13 protein-coding genes and 1 pseudogene are annotated in these 14,478 nt (G+C 68.1%); 10 read left to right on the forward strand and 4 right to left on the reverse strand.

Annotated features, from left to right (window positions below):
- Positions 1-94 precede the first annotated feature (94 nt).
- Both D7X30_RS43865 and D7X30_RS29095 read left to right on the forward strand, forming a co-directional pair.
- Entirely contained in the window at positions 95-295 is a 201-nt protein-coding gene (locus tag D7X30_RS43865; RefSeq protein WP_370051783.1) for an AHH domain-containing protein, read from the forward strand.
- A gap of 6 nt (positions 296-301) precedes the next feature.
- Positions 302-874: an imm11 family protein gene (locus D7X30_RS29095; RefSeq protein ID WP_120566236.1), complete on the forward strand. Its 573-nt coding sequence runs from the start codon at positions 302-304 to the stop codon at positions 872-874.
- 83 nt (positions 875-957) lie between these two features.
- Here the strand turns inward: D7X30_RS29095 and D7X30_RS29100 are convergent, their stop codons facing one another.
- From D7X30_RS29100 to D7X30_RS29110, 3 genes are read right to left on the reverse strand one after another with little or no spacing between them, the layout of a single operon-like run.
- Positions 958-2,853 (reverse strand): hypothetical protein, encoded by a 1,896-nt coding sequence (locus tag D7X30_RS29100; protein WP_120566237.1) that lies wholly within the window; start codon positions 2,851-2,853, stop codon positions 958-960.
- Positions 2,850-3,434: a hypothetical protein gene (locus D7X30_RS29105; protein ID WP_120566238.1), complete on the reverse strand. Its 585-nt coding sequence runs from the start codon at positions 3,432-3,434 to the stop codon at positions 2,850-2,852. The genes D7X30_RS29100 and D7X30_RS29105 overlap by 4 nt, the downstream gene beginning before the upstream one ends.
- 7 nt (positions 3,435-3,441) lie before the next feature.
- Entirely contained in the window at positions 3,442-5,568 is a 2,127-nt protein-coding gene (locus D7X30_RS29110) for a hypothetical protein (protein WP_120566239.1), read from the reverse strand.
- A gap of 773 nt (positions 5,569-6,341) precedes the next feature.
- On the opposite strand from D7X30_RS29110, the gene D7X30_RS43870 reads away from it, so the two are divergent.
- The 6 genes and pseudogenes from D7X30_RS43870 to D7X30_RS29140 all read left to right on the forward strand — a co-directional run bounded on the left by D7X30_RS43870 (position 6,342) and on the right by D7X30_RS29140 (position 11,510).
- Positions 6,342-6,704 (forward strand): transposase, encoded by a 363-nt coding sequence (locus tag D7X30_RS43870; protein WP_120566240.1) that lies wholly within the window; start codon positions 6,342-6,344, stop codon positions 6,702-6,704.
- A 23-nt stretch (positions 6,705-6,727) separates the two neighbouring features.
- Positions 6,728-7,075 (forward strand): annotated as a pseudogene (locus D7X30_RS29120) (imm11 family protein); the annotation flags it as partial.
- 11 nt (positions 7,076-7,086) lie between these two features.
- A complete protein-coding gene (locus D7X30_RS29125) occupies positions 7,087-8,292 on the forward strand; it encodes a P1 family peptidase (RefSeq protein ID WP_120566242.1) in 1,206 nt (401 codons plus the stop codon).
- A gap of 80 nt (positions 8,293-8,372) precedes the next feature.
- A complete protein-coding gene (gene eis, locus D7X30_RS29130; protein ID WP_120566243.1) occupies positions 8,373-9,560 on the forward strand; it encodes an enhanced intracellular survival protein Eis in 1,188 nt (395 codons plus the stop codon).
- A gap of 74 nt (positions 9,561-9,634) precedes the next feature.
- Complete coding sequence (locus tag D7X30_RS29135) at positions 9,635-10,609, forward strand: NAD(P)-dependent oxidoreductase (RefSeq protein WP_120566244.1); 975 nt, start codon at positions 9,635-9,637, stop codon at positions 10,607-10,609.
- Between the two features lie 43 nt (positions 10,610-10,652).
- Positions 10,653-11,510 (forward strand): WGR domain-containing protein, encoded by an 858-nt coding sequence (locus tag D7X30_RS29140; RefSeq protein WP_120566245.1) that lies wholly within the window; start codon positions 10,653-10,655, stop codon positions 11,508-11,510.
- A gap of 29 nt (positions 11,511-11,539) precedes the next feature.
- On the opposite strand, the gene D7X30_RS29145 is transcribed toward D7X30_RS29140, so the two are convergent.
- Positions 11,540-12,373 carry a hypothetical protein gene (locus D7X30_RS29145; RefSeq protein WP_233591848.1) on the reverse strand — a complete coding sequence of 278 codons (834 nt, stop codon included), beginning with the start codon at positions 12,371-12,373 and terminating at the stop codon, positions 11,540-11,542.
- A gap of 151 nt (positions 12,374-12,524) precedes the next feature.
- Between D7X30_RS29145 and D7X30_RS29150 the strand changes: the two genes are divergently transcribed.
- On the forward strand, positions 12,525-13,715 hold the full coding sequence (locus D7X30_RS29150) for a substrate-binding domain-containing protein (protein ID WP_120566247.1): 1,191 nt from the start codon (positions 12,525-12,527) through the stop codon (positions 13,713-13,715).
- Positions 13,716-13,828: 113 nt separating this feature from the next.
- Complete coding sequence (locus D7X30_RS29155) at positions 13,829-14,473, forward strand: Isoquinoline 1-oxidoreductase subunit (protein WP_120566248.1); 645 nt, start codon at positions 13,829-13,831, stop codon at positions 14,471-14,473.
- Positions 14,474-14,478 lie beyond the last annotated feature (5 nt).

Here is a 14,478-nt window from a genome sequence, read left to right on the forward strand (position 1 = left end):
GCTTCACCGCTCCAGCCCTGAACTCTGGGCTGAAACTACGCCGCTGCCGCCGCTGCCTCTTCTCGCTTTCCGACATCCCACACCCTTCCATCACATCGGGGGTGTCCACGGAAGCGGGGGACTCTCAGAGTACCACGCAGAGGTCCTGCGTCGGCTCCGGCGTGTAATGCTGGGATGCCAGGACGCCGGGCAGTGCCGTGCCGCATTGGTTGACGAACTGGCGACGATCGCGAAAGAGCTCGTGACTGCTGGGACCAAGCTGCGGAAGCTCATCACGAAGGACCCCCAGGGTTGAGCCACCATGCCGCGACACTTCTTCGAACTCGACATCGACATTGATGCACCGGGCCGCTGGTATCTGCGGGAGCCCACCGATGTGGATGGGAAACCGGTTCCAGATATCTGGGCGTTTGTATCCGGGAAGACCGTCATGGACCCCGGGACGCTACGTGTGCCGCTGTCGCGGCCCGGTCAGCCACTGGACTTCGACAAGACGACGGTGGCAGGAACGCCCATCGTCAGTGGGCGCATCGCTTCTGTATTCCGCGAGCTGGCACTCCACGACGTGCAGCTCTTCCCGGTGGAAGTCGAGGGACAGGCCGAGCCGTTCTACCTGCTCAATGTGATGCGCGTGATTCGCTGCATCGACGATGCCGCCTGTGAAGAAGCACGACGCTGGACGCCCGAGAACGGACGCCCCGACAAGGTGGGGGAGTACCATGTCGTTTCCGGCTTGCGCATCGACACAACGCAGGTGGGCAACGCCGCCATCTTCCGCCCTTGGGGATTTCTCCTGCCCATCATCCTGGATGGAGACCTCAAGGCGGCCCTGGAACATGCCGGCATCGTGGGCGGGAGGTTCGTTGAAGTGTAGAACTCCGACTCAAGGGTAAGCCCCTGAACATCGCTGCTGTCCGCCCCGCGACCGAGGCCGCCTGGGAGAGGCCAGGAGCCCCCTCAAGGAGCCGCCACGAATTGCAACGACACAACCCCCACGGGCACGGGCTCGCTGGAGATTTGTCGGTCTCCCAGGCAGACGTCCGGAGCTGCCTCGGCCCCACTTCGGGCCCGTGCCGTCACCGTGACCTGCCCGAGGAAGCACAGCCCCCTCGTCAGCGGAATGATGAATTCGCCACTGTCTTGGACCGTGGCGGTACGCGGAGCGAGCAGACACCCCATGCCAGGCTGGCAGTTCAGCAGCTCAGGGGGGAGCAGGGGCCCGCAGGCCGCGGATGGGCTTGATGCGTCTGGCACCGCCTGCAGCGAGAGGGAGACCTGCGTACCCGGGGGGAAAGGGGCACCATTAGGGGCGGTCAGGCGCCCGAAGAGCTGTGCATCCGGAATCCCTGATTGGCCCACCTCCACAGTGGTCCGGGGCGCGAGCAATTGGCCACCCGTGGGCCATACCTCATCGAGTTTCCATGTCGCGGCGCCTCGGAGAACATCGCCGGTCAGCACCTGAAGGATGACCGTCCGGGAACTCTCCTCCTCGCCCAACTGAAGAGGGAGTAGCAATCGGCCCAACTCATCTAGCATCCCTTGCTGTTCACTTGAGCCGTTGCTGAAGGTGCCCAACGAAGTGCGCACCCGGACGGTCTTCTTCGGCTCATCCGGCAACATCACCGCGACGCCGATGGTGCGGCAGCTCTCAAGAACCTCTCGCGCGGCCCGCCGGGGCGGAGAGGCGGGATTGGAGAAGTCCACCTGGGAGAGCGTGATGGTGGGACCCACGAAGGCGATGCGCGCATCCCGAGGCCCACGAAGGAGCAGGTGCGCCGAGGGCGTCACGGGCAGCAAGTTCCCCACCCGCACGCGAAACTGCCACGTGCTGCCCGGCTGATTGGGCGCTACCAGCACCTTGCGCCCGAGAAACGAGTCCGCCTCCCTCTCGGTGAGCTCGAGTGGTGTGGATGTTGGCATCTCGATGCCATCCAACACGGAGGCGATGGTCACCTGTCGATTGCGCAGCGTCGCCGGAACGCGGACCACAATGCCGACCGTACCGATTCCGGCGACGGCCTCGCAGGACTCGCTGTCACAGCCCTCCACGTGCGCCGAGATGTCAGGCGTTGTGAGGTTCACCACTCGCGTTGGCAGGGCGTACGAGTCGATACGCCCCTCGAAGCGCCATGTTCCCTCGGGGGCATCCGGCACGGAGAGGAACTTTCGCCCCACCAGCCGGTCTCCTTCTCGCTCCAACGCCAGTTCCAGCTTGGTGGTCTGCCCCAGCGCGGTGGCATAGACGACGGCCTCCCGGCCCATACCCGCCGGTGCCGAGACAACAAGCTCCTCCTCGCCCAGGCCCGCCGGGAGCCCGTCACAGATGTTGCTCGCGCAGCTCCCCACTCTCAGGGACAACTCGCCGGGCACCGTGAGCGGAAGGGCTGGCGTAGGCGTCGTGTATGTGCCGTCCCCCACGAGGAGCGTCAGGCTCCGCCCAGGCGTGGAGGGGACGAAGACCTCTGTTACCGCAGCGTACTCCTGGTCGTAGGGCGCTTTAAGGTGACGCTGCACGAGCGTCTTGTCACTTCCCTGCGATGCTCCATCGAGCTGCATCTTGAGGGTGGGGGCGGTCACCTCCTTCAGGTTGTCGAACCGCAGGTCTGTGTAGTGGGCCATCACCCGGAGCAGGTCCGTCCCCTGTCTCAACTGGCATGACTCGCCCGGGACGACGCTTGAGTCCGCGCAGCTTTCTAAGCCCAGCTCCGCTGGAGGCGCAGGCACCTCGCCGCAGGCGCGGAAACACTTTTGCTGTGCATCCCATCGCTCCACATATAGGGTGGGACCCTCCTCCAGTTCCGACGCCGAACAGCCCGCGAAGAGCAGGATGAGCAGGTACGTGCCCCGGTTCATGGCTTCTCCATCTTGAACGTGAGCGAGCGGAGTTCGCCGTCGAGTTCGAGGTCGACCACGGCGTAGCTCCCCTTGGTGTGGGCACGGCGCCGGATGACGAGGACGACCTCGGACTCGACCAGGGGCGACGCCCCAACGCGCTGCTCCATCTGGTTTGTCTGAAGGATTGCCTCGAACGAGGGGGTGTTGCGTACCTTGAGCCGCCTACTTGCGCCGGGTAGGTGGCGCAGCTTGAGCGTGACGGAGCCGCCATCTCGAAGCGAGCGGCTCTCCGCGGTGACCTCGAAGTGGGGAGCCGCGGGGAATACCTCCACAATGGACGTATACTGGGCATCGCCGAGCGTCCAGCTCACCCTGCAGGCAGAGGTTGCGGTTTGCGGTGACCGCTCGAACACGATGCCAAAGGCTTGCCGATCGAGCTGCGTCAGGAGAACGCTCTCCGGGGTGACGGAGAAACCCTCGCTGGGATGTATGAATAGGGTGTCGGCACCATCCTTCTCGTAGGTGACAATCGCTCTGGCTGAGGCTTTCGAACGGGTCGGATTGGACTCGACTGTCGCGCTCTTGATCTGGTTGGGCATCTCGTCCTCACTTGACTGGCACGGCGGTGGGGGTACGGCCAGCCAGCAGCCCGGGGATGTTGGCTTGAAGGCTCAGGCTAAAGAGGTGGGTGACCAACCACCGGGGCTGCTCCTGCGTCAGCGTGGAGCGGCGTTCACCGACGAAAGCGGCGCCATAGGAGACGCTGACGTAGGGAGCGGGGTGGAAGGCCAGAGCCGCGAAGAATGGCACGGGGAGATCTGGTGGAGCGCTCAGCCGCTTCTGAGGCCCGAAGGGAGACGCCAGGATCCCGAGCTGCAGCGCGAAAGCCCGGCCCCAGTCGCTCGAGCCATTGCTCCACATGGGCGAGTTCACCGAGTTGGGATAGGCAGTCAGCTCGATGCCGACAGTCACACGCGAGATGCTCTCGACGTTCTCAGCTGGCAGGAGGCCATAGCCAACGATAGGCGTGATATACTCCTCGACGTAGCTCGACTGACTCAGCTGGCTAAGCGGGGCGTTGGCGGTCGTGGAGACGATGGGAGGGCTGATGCGGCTCTCTGCGATCTTCGCCACCGAGTCTCGCTCCGCGTCGCGCCACATCTTGGCGGCTGAGATGTATTCCTGGAGCCGCTCCACGGCCCTCCTCAGGCCATGGCTCGGTGCAGTCCGATAGCGCTCAGGCCATTTTCGCGGATCGTCCGCCCTTGGGGGGCAAGCCCTGTCCTGATACTTGCTATCGGGAGGATCTTTCAGCACCTGGGTGGAAATCCACTGCCCCAACGAGGCGAGGACCTCTTGCTCAGTGCCACCCAAGAGAGGTTTCCTTGGGAATGCGGCTGCGGCCACGCAGAGCTGATGGGCACGCTGTTCAAAGTCCGCCAGTGCCTGCAGTCGTGCTTGCAAGCCTGCTGCGAATGTCTCATCCGAGGACTTGAGTTGGAGAGCCTGGTCCCCTTGGGCTTGGGCTATCAGTCCCACATGTTTTTCCACCAGCTTTGCCGCGGCGAACGCGTCCTCGAACCCATTGCCGACACGAAGCCTGGCAGCCCCATATTCGAGCACGTCGCGCAGCGTCAGTTTGGTCCCCAAGGCCGGGATCGTCTCCAGGTCGAGGTCCACATCGGCGAAATCATCCACGCTTTGGGGCTTCGCGGAGGAGGCCAGTGTCAGCCCCTTGAAGTCCGCCCGGAGCCTGAGGTGTGTGACCTTCAGCTTCTTGTAGAGGTAGGTGTTCCCGTTCCAGGCCAGCTCTTTGCCTTGCGCCACAAGTGTCTCGGCAATTGCATGTGCCAGGGGATCTGTGTCGATGCTGAGAAACTGGCTGCTCGGCCGCCAACCTTGAGCATGGCTGTGCGCTGCAAGCAGGCCCGGCCACGCATTGAGTTCCGCAACGATGTCGCCAGGGGCGTAGCGCAGGTGGGTGGCTGCGTTGACGAGCGTGCCCTTCACGTAGCCAAGGAGTTCTTCCTCGTTCCTGGCGAGGTGCAACTGCTCCTTGAGTGCTCTTACGAGACACTCTTCCTCGGGCAGCGCCTTTCCGTCCGGGGCTGAGCATGATGCCGGAGCCCCATTCCGAACAGCCTCGACCGCGTCAAGATAGCCAATCACCAGCTTGCGGACCGTGATGGCGTCGTCTCTAATCTCTGTCTTCTTGTGGTAGACGAAGAGGCAGTAGTCGGCACCGTCGACGAAGAACTCCGGGGCCGAGACAAGCACGCTGAAGGTGGATTGCTTGCCCTCATCTTCCTTTGGGCGTGTCCACCCCCCTGGAACATAGGCGCCGTGATCGATGCGAAGATCCTCATAGACGGTGTTGCCCGAGTTGTCGTTCCAGAGTTCATTGACGCCGATGCGGCCCCGGCGCTTCCCAAGAAGGGTAGTGTCTGGATTGTCGTCCAGGATGAGCGCTTCCGACACCTGTTGGCAGTTGTCAGCCTCATGGAACTCCAACGCTGGGGCCGCGAAGGGCGACCGGCGGTAGCGCACGAAGACCGGCCATACCTCCATGACCGAGGCTGGCACCTCGCCCTCCAGATAGAAGGTCTTGGTAATGGGCAGTGGACTGATAGGGCCTGCCGGACCGAACTTTACCTTGAGGAGTTCCTGGGCGGTTGCATGGGCTGGAACAGCCAGCGCGGCGGCAATCGCCGCCAAGGTCGCTTGAACTCTCATGATGATTCCTTGGTAGTGAACGAAGCGACGATGTAGAGGCGGCCGGGTGCCGGACGCATCCACAGTCCCGCTCTCAGCCCCACGCACCGTGGGACGACGCCATGAACCTCGCACCGGCACTTCTGCCATGTGCACCCCCTGAGTCAGACGCGCAGGGCTCCATATTGCAGATGTTTTATCTCGAACACAAGCCGCCGCCAGAGGGGCTTGCGCTTCACCGTGGAGATGGCTGCGGGATTTCAAGTGGAATGGATGCGGTGCGCGCGAGCGATCTGCTCGCCATTGAAGATGAGCCGGAGCTCGGCCAGGTAGTTGGGATGGTAGTGCACTCCAAACCTGCGGCGTGAGGTGCTCCACACGTATGAGTGTCCAGCTCATGGTGGGGAAACCGCAGACCCGCCCCAGCTCCGCCATCGGCTGTCATTCCTCCGAAATCAACTTCGGAGGTCGGCTTGTACGCGGTCTCGCATTCAATCGGATCGCACTGTCGCTGGAACCACGCAGCCGTCGCGCCCAATAATCTACGGGTGCCTCCCTGCCTCCCTGCCTCCCTGCCTCCCTGCCTCCCACGCGGCGTACTACCTCTGTCCGCGACAGGCGTCCCTCTCTCTCCATCTGCTCCGTGGCCTGGCTTTCGACTGCCACGCCCGTCAGCCCCTGGCAGGCTCAAACGAAAGCCGGCGCCGAACTGATCGTTGGCAACGACTATCCCCAGCTTGAAGGGCCTGGTCCGCGAACTCGTCTCCGACGTATTCTGGTAATGCGTAGCTCCCTTGCCGCTCCCTCCTCGTTCCAGGAAGAAGCCGGGCTGCCCCCGGGCGGACGATAGAGCGGCTCTGGAAGCTTTCGTCTTCGCGCTTCGAGGCGGAATCCCCCGGAAGATGCTGCCCTACAAGCAGTTCGGCCTGTCGGGCATGACTGCCTGGCGCTGGCTGGAGTCGTGGACCCGGGCCGGCGTGTGGGAAAAGCTCCAGGAGCGGCTGTTCGACCAATTGGGTTTGCGGGCGAGGTGGACTTCTCGCGGGCGTCCATCGACTCTTGGTCTGTTCGAACGTCGAGAGGGGCCCGAGCCAACGAATGGAGCGAATGCGGGTAGCAAACATCATGCTTCTGCGGCGCAACCTCCGCTGGCGTAGGGGTCACGCCCGTTCTCAGTACTCGGGCCGCAGAAGTTTTTCGCGCGCTGGCCCCCAACGACGTGCAGCTCTTTCCCGTGCAGGTCGAGGGACAGGTCGATCCCTATTTCCTCCTCGTCGCGGCGCGCACGGTCCGATGCGTTGATGAGGCCGCGAGTGAAGAGTTCAAGCTCTGGACTCCTGAAGACGGGCAGCCCGAGAAGGTCGGGGGATACAAGTACGTCGCCGGGCTGCGTATCGACAAGGCAAGGGTCGCTGACGAGCGTGTGTTCCGCCCGTGGGGACTTCGGTCCGCGCTCATCGTCGATGGCGACCTCAAGGCCGCACTGGAACAGACAGGCATCGTGGGAGGACAGTTCGTCGAGGTGTAGAACCCTGGCTCATGGAACTTCGTCCCTCCGTCCTCCTGGGCCTGCTGTGCCTCCTGTCAATCACAAGCACCGCGCGTCCGCGCTCCAGTGACCTGGGCATCCCCTTCGGCGGACAGCCCGGTGCGCTCAATGCAATCACCGACGTGAAGGGCGTTGAAGTGGGCCACGTCACGCTGAACACCGGCGCCTCTGTCCGGACTGGCGTCACCGCCGTGCTGCCCCGGGGCCGGGAGGCCGTGGCGCAGCCTGTCTTCGCGGCGACCTTTGACCTCAATGGCAGCGGTGAGATGACCGGCACCCATTGGGTGAAGGAGTCCGGTCTGCTCTCCGGCCCCGTGATGATCAGCGACACCCACGCCGTGGGCGCCGTACACGAAGGCGTCATCGCCTGGGCCCAGAAACGGGACCTCACCTGGGAGCTGGGCCTGCCCGTGGTCGCGGAGACCTGGGACGGCTTCCTCCACGACATCGATGGCTTCCACGTCCGGCCCCTGCACGCGATGCAGGCGCTCGACGCCGCGCGCCCGGGTCCCGTTCCGGAGGGCTCCGTGGGCGGCGGCACGGGCATGATCTGCCATGGCTTCAAGGGCGGCATCGGCACGGCCTCCCGCAAGCTCCCGGCCGAGCAGGGCGGCTACACCCTCGGCGTGCTCGTGCAGTGCAACTACGGCAGCCGCCGCCTCTTCTCCGTCGCGGGCGCTCCCGTGGGCGAGGAGATCCCCGACCTGCGCTCCTGCTACTTCGGAGACGCCCCGCCCAAAGGCCCCTACCGCGCCAACCTGCCGCCCTGCTCGCGGCGAGCCAGCGCCGGTCCGCCGCCTCCGGAAGGCATGGGCTCCATCATCATCGTGGTGGCCACCGACGCGCCGCTCCTGCCGCACCAACTCGACCGCGTGGCCCGGCGCGTGCCTCTCGCGATTGGGAAGATGGGCGGCCTGGGAGAGAACTCCTCCGGCGACATCTTCCTCGCGTTCTCCACCCAGCCCGTGAGCTCCACGGAGGTCGCTCCGGTCTCCATGCTCGACAACGAGCGGATGAGCCCCCTCTTCGAAGCCACCGTGCAGGCCACCCAGGAGGCCATCCTGAACTCGATGCTCGCCTCCGACACGATGACCGGGTTCCAGAGCGTCCGCGTCCATGGCCTGCCACCCGAGCGGCTGGTGAAGGCCCTGCGGAAGTACGGACGCCTGCCGCCGGCCCCGAAGCCCACGAAGTGACAGCGGATCCGCCCGGCCTTTCCCGTGCTCCCTCCACTGCGCCATGCTGCGCCGCCTGACGCAAAACAAGGGGATGCGGAATGGAGACGGACGCCTACGGACCGCCGAAGGATGAGCAGGAACTGGCCGCCATCGCGGACATCACCGCGCAGGCGTTCGCCATGCCGCTCGCGGACTCCGAGACCGTGGTGCGCAAGAACTTCTCCGAGTCCTCGCTGCGCATCCTGCGCGTGAACGGTGACGTGGCCGCCACGCTCACTCTCATCCGCATGGGCCAGTTCCTGGGCGGCCGCTCGGTGCCCCTCATCGGCGTGGGTGGCGTGGGCGTCGCTCCCGCGCACCGGGGCGCCGGCGCCGCCACGCGCCTCTTCCATCACTTCCTGCGCGAGATGCGCGACGAAGGCGCACCCCTCTCCGTCCTCTACCCCGCGACCCAGCCGCTCTACCGGCGCGTGGGCTACGAGGTCTCCGGCGCGCGCTACGAAATCCACGTCGAAGCAGCCTCGCTGGAGCTGGGGGAACGCTCGCTGACCCTGCGTCCCATGCGCCCGTCCGACGACGCGGCGGTGGAGGCGTGCTACCGGCGCTTCGCCTCCCAGCACCACGGCTGGCTGGACCGAGGGGACTACATCTGGCGGCGCGTGCGCACGCCCCGCGGCGACACCGCCTACGGCTACGTCGTGGAGGGCGCGTCCGGCATTGAGGGCTACGTGTACCTCGTGCGGAGCCTCTCGCCCCAGGGCGCCGTGCCCACGCAGGTCCTCAAGCTCACGGACTTCACCGCCACCACGCCCGCCGCCGCGCGACGGCTCCTGCGCTTCCTGGGCGACCACCGCTCGCTGGCGCGGGACGTGATGTGGTTCGGCGGCGCGGACGAACCGCTCCTCGCGCTGCTGCGCGAACAGACCTACCAGGTGAAGCTCTCCATGCACTGGATGACGCGCCTCTTGGACGTCCCCCGGGCCCTGGAGGCGCGCGGCTTCGCTCCCGGCCTGTCCGGCGCGCTCCACCTGGACGTGGAGGACGACCTCCTCCCGGAGAACACGGGGCGTTTCGTGCTGGAGGTGGAAGGCGGCACCGCCCGCGTCCGGCCCGGCGGCGAGGGCCGCCTCAAGCTGCACGTGCGCACCCTGGCGCCGCTCTACACCGGCTTCCTCACGCCTCGCGCACTCCAGCTCGCCGGCATGCTGACCGGGGACGACGCGTCGCTCGACACCGCCAGTGCCCTGTTCTCGGGCCCCGCCCCCTCGCTGCGCGACATGTTCTGACGGACAGGCGCGGGCTACCCGGCCCGCGCAGGGAGTGGTAGGAGCGGCGTCCTCGGACGGAGGAGACTTCACACGTGCGCGCGTTCGTCACCGGTGGCTCGGGGTTCGTCGGGAAGCACCTGCTCGCGGCGCTCGCGAAGCGCGGGGAACCAGCGCGTGCGCTGGCCCGTTCTCCAGAGGCCGCGCAGGCCATCCAGGCCGCGGGCGGCGAACCATGGGAGGGCGACCTCTCCGACCCGGAGCGCCTGCGCCTGGGCATGGAGGGCTGCGACACCGTCTTCCACGCCGCCGCGCACGTGAAGATGTCCGGCCCCCGCGCGGCCTTCTACGAAACCAACGTGCGTGGCACGGAGGCCGTGCTGGAGGCGGCGCGCGCGGCCGGCGTGAAGCGCTTCGTGCACGTGAGCACGGAGGCCGTGCTCGTGGACGGCGGCCCCATGGTGAACCTCCACGAAACGCACCCGCTGCCCGAGCGCCCCGTGGGCCCGTACCCGTCCACCAAGGGCCAGGCTGAACGGCTCGTGCTCCAGGTCAACTCGCCGGAGTTCACCACCGTCGCCGTGCGGCCCCGCATGGTCTGGGGGCCGGGGGACACCACCGTGCTGCCCGCGCTGGTCGCCGCGGTGAAGTCCGGGCGCTTCCGCTGGATTGGCGGCGGGCACTACCTGACGTCCACCTGCCACGTGGCCAACGTCGTGGAGGGCATGCTGCTGGCCGCGGAGAAGGGGCACGGCGGTCAGGCGTACTTCCTCACCGACGGCGCGCCCGTGGAGTTCCGCGCCTTCGTCACCGCGCTCCTGAAGACGCAGGGCGTGGAGCCCGGCGACAAGACCCTGCCCACCGCGCTGGCCGCGACGGTGGCCGTGGTCAGCGACTTCGTCTGGGACATCCTGGGCCTCAAGAGCTCTCCGCCCCTGTCCCGCACGGAGCTGCTGCTCGCGGGCCAGGAGGTGACGGTGAGCGACGAGAAGGCCCGGCTGGAGCTGGGCTACACGGGCAGCGTGTCGCGGGACGAAGGGCTGCGCTCGCTGGCCACGAACGCGGGCTGAAGCGCGGGAAAAGTCCCCCCGGGTTGGAGTAGCCTCCCGGGTCATGCGCAGGTTCGAATTCGTCGACGGCAACAGCTCCAAGTTCTGGATGCCCGAGGTCCAGGGCGCCACGTTCATCGTCACCTACGGTCGCATCGGCACCGCGGGGCAGCGCAAGGAGAAGGCCTTCCCGGACGAGGAGGCCGCCCTGCGCGAGTACAACAAGAAGGTCGCGGAGAAGGTCCGTGAGGGCTACGCAGAGGTGAGCACGGGCGATGCCCCGCCCGCGCCGCCCCCGAAGGCCGCCGCCCCGCCGCCCCCCGCGCTCGTGCTGCCGCGCCGCGTGGTCGCCGCCACGCCTGGCCCTGAGGCCGTGACCGCCGCCGCGTCCGCGCTCTCTCTGCTCCAGTCGAAGCTCAAGGGGCCCAGCTGGAAGGTGACGCGCCTCTCACGCAAGGCCCGTCACGCGCTCCGCGCCCTGGGCGGCGTGGATCCCGCGGCGCACCCGGCCCTGGCCGCGCCCTTCACCGCGCTGATGGCGCACGTGGTGGGGCCCAAGGCGGAAGGACGGCTGCCGGTGCGCCACGCGCTGGGGCTCTTGTCCCAGGTGGACGTGGCCGCCTTCCAGCGCGCGGCGGAGATGTGGAAGGCCGCGCCCGCGGGCTCGGTGCCGGCGGGCGTGGCCGCCGCGCGGACGCTCAACGACCCGGAGCTGGCGCTGCGCGTGACGGCGCTCCTCAGCGAGCGCCCCGACCTGCGCGACGGCTCCGAGGACGCCTGGACGAAGCGCTGGACCGTGCTCAAGCCGCACGTGGAGGCCCACCTGTCCGGCGTGGGCCAGTCGCTCGCCGCCTTCGTGGGCGGCGTGGACGCGGGGGGCGACGCGCACCTGTCCAAGCGGCTCGCCCGGCTGGGAGCGTGACGGCGGAGGCCCGCGCGTCACGCCCGTGGCTAGGGCGCGCTTTCCGCCGCGCTACCACCCGCGGACGCGGCGGGCTTCTGGAGGGTGGCGGCCGTGGGCTCGCGGTCCATCTCCTCCTCGGGGTAGGCCTGCGCCGCGTCCAGGTACTTCTTCGCCTGCACCCGGCGGCGCTCCGCCTTCGACAGCCCCTCGGGGCTCAGCAGCGCGGGGTCCGCGCCTCCGGACTTCTCCACGACGTGGCCGTCGCAGAAGAACCACTCGGTGCGCCCGTCCGGCGACACGCGCGCGAAGAAGAGGTCCGGCTGGCCCACCTTCGAGGGCTTCGGGCACCACGTCTCGCGGGCCTTCGCCTCGCGCTCCGCGCCCTGCTCGCGCCACTGCTTCTGCGCCTCGCGCAGCGCCGCGGCCGCTTGAATCCGGGGCCCCAGCTCCATCCGCTCCCGCGTCTCTGTCAGCAGCTCCCCGCCGCGCCGGGCCAGGTCCGGGAACGCGCCCGCGCGCCGGAAGTCGCAGGTCTTCAGCGCCTGGAGGTTGTTCTCGTGCACCTTCAGCACCGGGGGCAGCGTGCGCAGGCCCTCCTCCAGCAGCGCCAGGTGCTTCGCGTGCTCCAGCGCCTTCGGGTCCAGGGCCTGCTCCGTCTCCTTGACGAAGCGGGCCAGCAGGCCGTTCACCGCGGTCAGCTCGTCCTGGAACCAGCGCGGCTCCGCGTCGCAGGGGCTCGCCTTCGCCCCCGTGTAGTCCCGGTACTCCGCCCGGGACATGCCCAGCGCGTAGTGCTGGACGGGCGGGGCCTGCTTCGCCGCGCAGCCCCCGAACACCGCTCCCAGTCCCAGGAGCGCGATGCTTCGTGCCAGTGTCATCATCTGGCCCATTCTGCCAGTCCTATGAGGACAAACAAACTGGCGGGACGGTTCCTGGAAGGGGAGCGGCCGGGGGAGAGGCTGTGAGTGACAGGGTTGTGACAAAAGCGCCGGTGGGCTTTCCGGGACCGCGACCCGGGGTACGAGGGGGAGCATGAAGCCCCGGGCTCTCCTCGTCATTGGCATGCTGGCCGCGTTGCTGGGGGTGTTCTACCTGCTGGCGGCCCCGATGGCGCCCCGCCCGGGGACGCCGGAGCCGGAGTCCACCGTGCTGCCGTCGCGGCGGCGGGTGACGGACATCACGTTCCTCTACAGCACGGAGAAGCGCGCGTGGGTGGAGGCGGCGCTCGCGGAGTTCGAGCGGACGCATCCGCGGGTGCGGGTGACGCTGGTGGGGCGGGGTTCGCTGGAGGCGGCGCAGGCCATCCTGGAAGGGCGGGAGAAGCCCACGGTGTGGAGTCCGGCGGACAGCGCGGAGTTGCGCATGCTCGCGGCGGACTGGGCGACGGACGCCTCGCACGGGCCGCTGTTCGCCACGCAGGGAGACGCCGCGCCGCATCCGCTGGTGATTACGCCGCTCGTGTTCGTGGGCTGGCAGGACCGGATGGAGGTGTTGCGCAAGGCGGGTGGAGGCGCGGCCCTGTCGTGGAAGACGCTCCAGCGCGCGGTGGCGAGCGACCGGGGCTGGCCCGCGGTGGGAGGCCCGCCGGAGTGGGGCTTCGTGAAGCTGGGCCACACGGACCCCCGGAAGTCCAACTCCGGCCTGCAGGCACTCCTGTCCGCGACGTTGGAGTACCTGGGCCGGCGCGAGGGCGTGAAGGAAGGGGACCTGCTGGATCCGGGCTATCAGGCCTGGCTCCAGGGACTGGAGCGGGGCGTGACGCGCTTCGAGCCGTCCACGGGCACGTTCATGACGGACCTGGTGCGCTACGGGCCGTCCCGCTACGACCTGGCGCTGGTGTACGAGAGCCTGGCCATCGCGCAGCTGGACCACGCGCAGGGCCGGTGGGGGCCGCTGCGGGTGGACTATCCGCCGGTGACGCTGTGGAGCGACCATCCGGCGGCGGTGCTCCAGGCGGACTGGGTGACGCCCGAGCAGCACGAGGCGGCGCTGGAGTGGGTGGCCTTCCTGCGCAGCCCGGAGGTGCAGGCCCGGGCGCTGGCGTTCGGCTTCCGGCCGGCGGATCCGTCCGTGCCGCTGAAGACGCCGGATGCGAACAACCCCTTCACGCGGCTGGCGGCGCACGGCATCCGCGTGGACGTGCCGCCCGCAGCGGATGTGCCGGACGCGTCCGTGCTGCGCACGCTGTTGGATTTGTGGACGCGCATGGGCGTGGGGCGCTGAGGGCCGCACGCAGTAGCCGCCTCCCGGCGGCGGCGTTCCGAGTCCGGAAGGTGGACATTCGGCGGGGACCAGAATGGCTGGCCCCTGTCGTCCCATGTCACGCTTCCAAGTGCATGCGAAGCCACCGCGCCGTCCTCCTGCTGTCGTGTGCCGTCGCCGCGCTCACGGGCTGCCGGAGCGCGACGCGGTCGCCTGATGCTGAAGTCCCCGTTGCTCCGGGAGCGCTGCGGCCCGTGGCGTCCTTCGCGCGCATCGAGGACACGCAGGCGCGCTCCGTGGCGCTCTTCGTGGAGGCGGGGCGGGTGATTGCCCATCCGCGCTGCACCAACTGCCACCCGCCGGACGGGCGGCCCCGGCAGGGCATGGCCCAGCAGGCGCACGTCCCGGCGGTGGTGGGCGGCGAGGATGGCCACGGCGCGCCCGGACTGCCCTGCACGGCCTGTCATCAGGCGACGAACACGCCCACGGTGGGCGCCACCGTGGCCAGCATCCCGGGCAATCCCAAGTGGGCCCTGGCCCCGGTGGGGATGGCGTGGGTGGGGCGCTCGCTGGGCGAAATCTGCGAGCAGCTCAAGGACCCGAAGCGCAACGGCGGCAAGGACCTGTCCGCCATCCAGCACCACATGGCGGAGGACGTGCTCGTGGGCTGGGGCTGGAACCCGGGCCCCGGACGCGAGCCGGTGCCCGGGACGCAGGCGGAGTTCGGCGCGCTCATCCAGGCCTGGGTGGACACCGGCGCCCACTGCCCGAAGCCCTGATGGAC

This window comes from Corallococcus sp. AB011P, from assembly GCF_003611605.1.
Lineage (GTDB): Bacteria > Myxococcota > Myxococcia > Myxococcales > Myxococcaceae > Corallococcus > Corallococcus coralloides.

Excerpts from the sequence above, each read along its gene's own strand:
- D7X30_RS29150 (WP_120566247.1), top strand. The coding sequence starts at position 12,525 with ATGAAGCCCCGGGCTCTCCTCGTCATTGGCATGCTGGCCGCGTTGCTG.
- eis (WP_120566243.1), top strand. The coding sequence starts at position 8,373 with ATGGAGACGGACGCCTACGGACCGCCGAAGGATGAGCAGGAACTGGCC.
- D7X30_RS29095 (WP_120566236.1), top strand. The coding sequence starts at position 302 with ATGCCGCGACACTTCTTCGAACTCGACATCGACATTGATGCACCGGGC.
- D7X30_RS29145 (WP_233591848.1), bottom strand. The coding sequence starts at position 12,373 with ATGATGACACTGGCACGAAGCATCGCGCTCCTGGGACTGGGAGCGGTG.
- D7X30_RS29140 (WP_120566245.1), top strand. The coding sequence starts at position 10,653 with ATGCGCAGGTTCGAATTCGTCGACGGCAACAGCTCCAAGTTCTGGATG.
- D7X30_RS29110 (WP_120566239.1), bottom strand. The coding sequence starts at position 5,568 with ATGAGAGTTCAAGCGACCTTGGCGGCGATTGCCGCCGCGCTGGCTGTT.
- D7X30_RS29125 (WP_120566242.1), top strand. The coding sequence starts at position 7,087 with ATGGAACTTCGTCCCTCCGTCCTCCTGGGCCTGCTGTGCCTCCTGTCA.
- D7X30_RS29105 (WP_120566238.1), bottom strand. The coding sequence starts at position 3,434 with ATGCCCAACCAGATCAAGAGCGCGACAGTCGAGTCCAATCCGACCCGT.
- D7X30_RS29155 (WP_120566248.1), top strand. The coding sequence starts at position 13,829 with ATGCGAAGCCACCGCGCCGTCCTCCTGCTGTCGTGTGCCGTCGCCGCG.
- D7X30_RS29100 (WP_120566237.1), bottom strand. The coding sequence starts at position 2,853 with ATGAACCGGGGCACGTACCTGCTCATCCTGCTCTTCGCGGGCTGTTCG.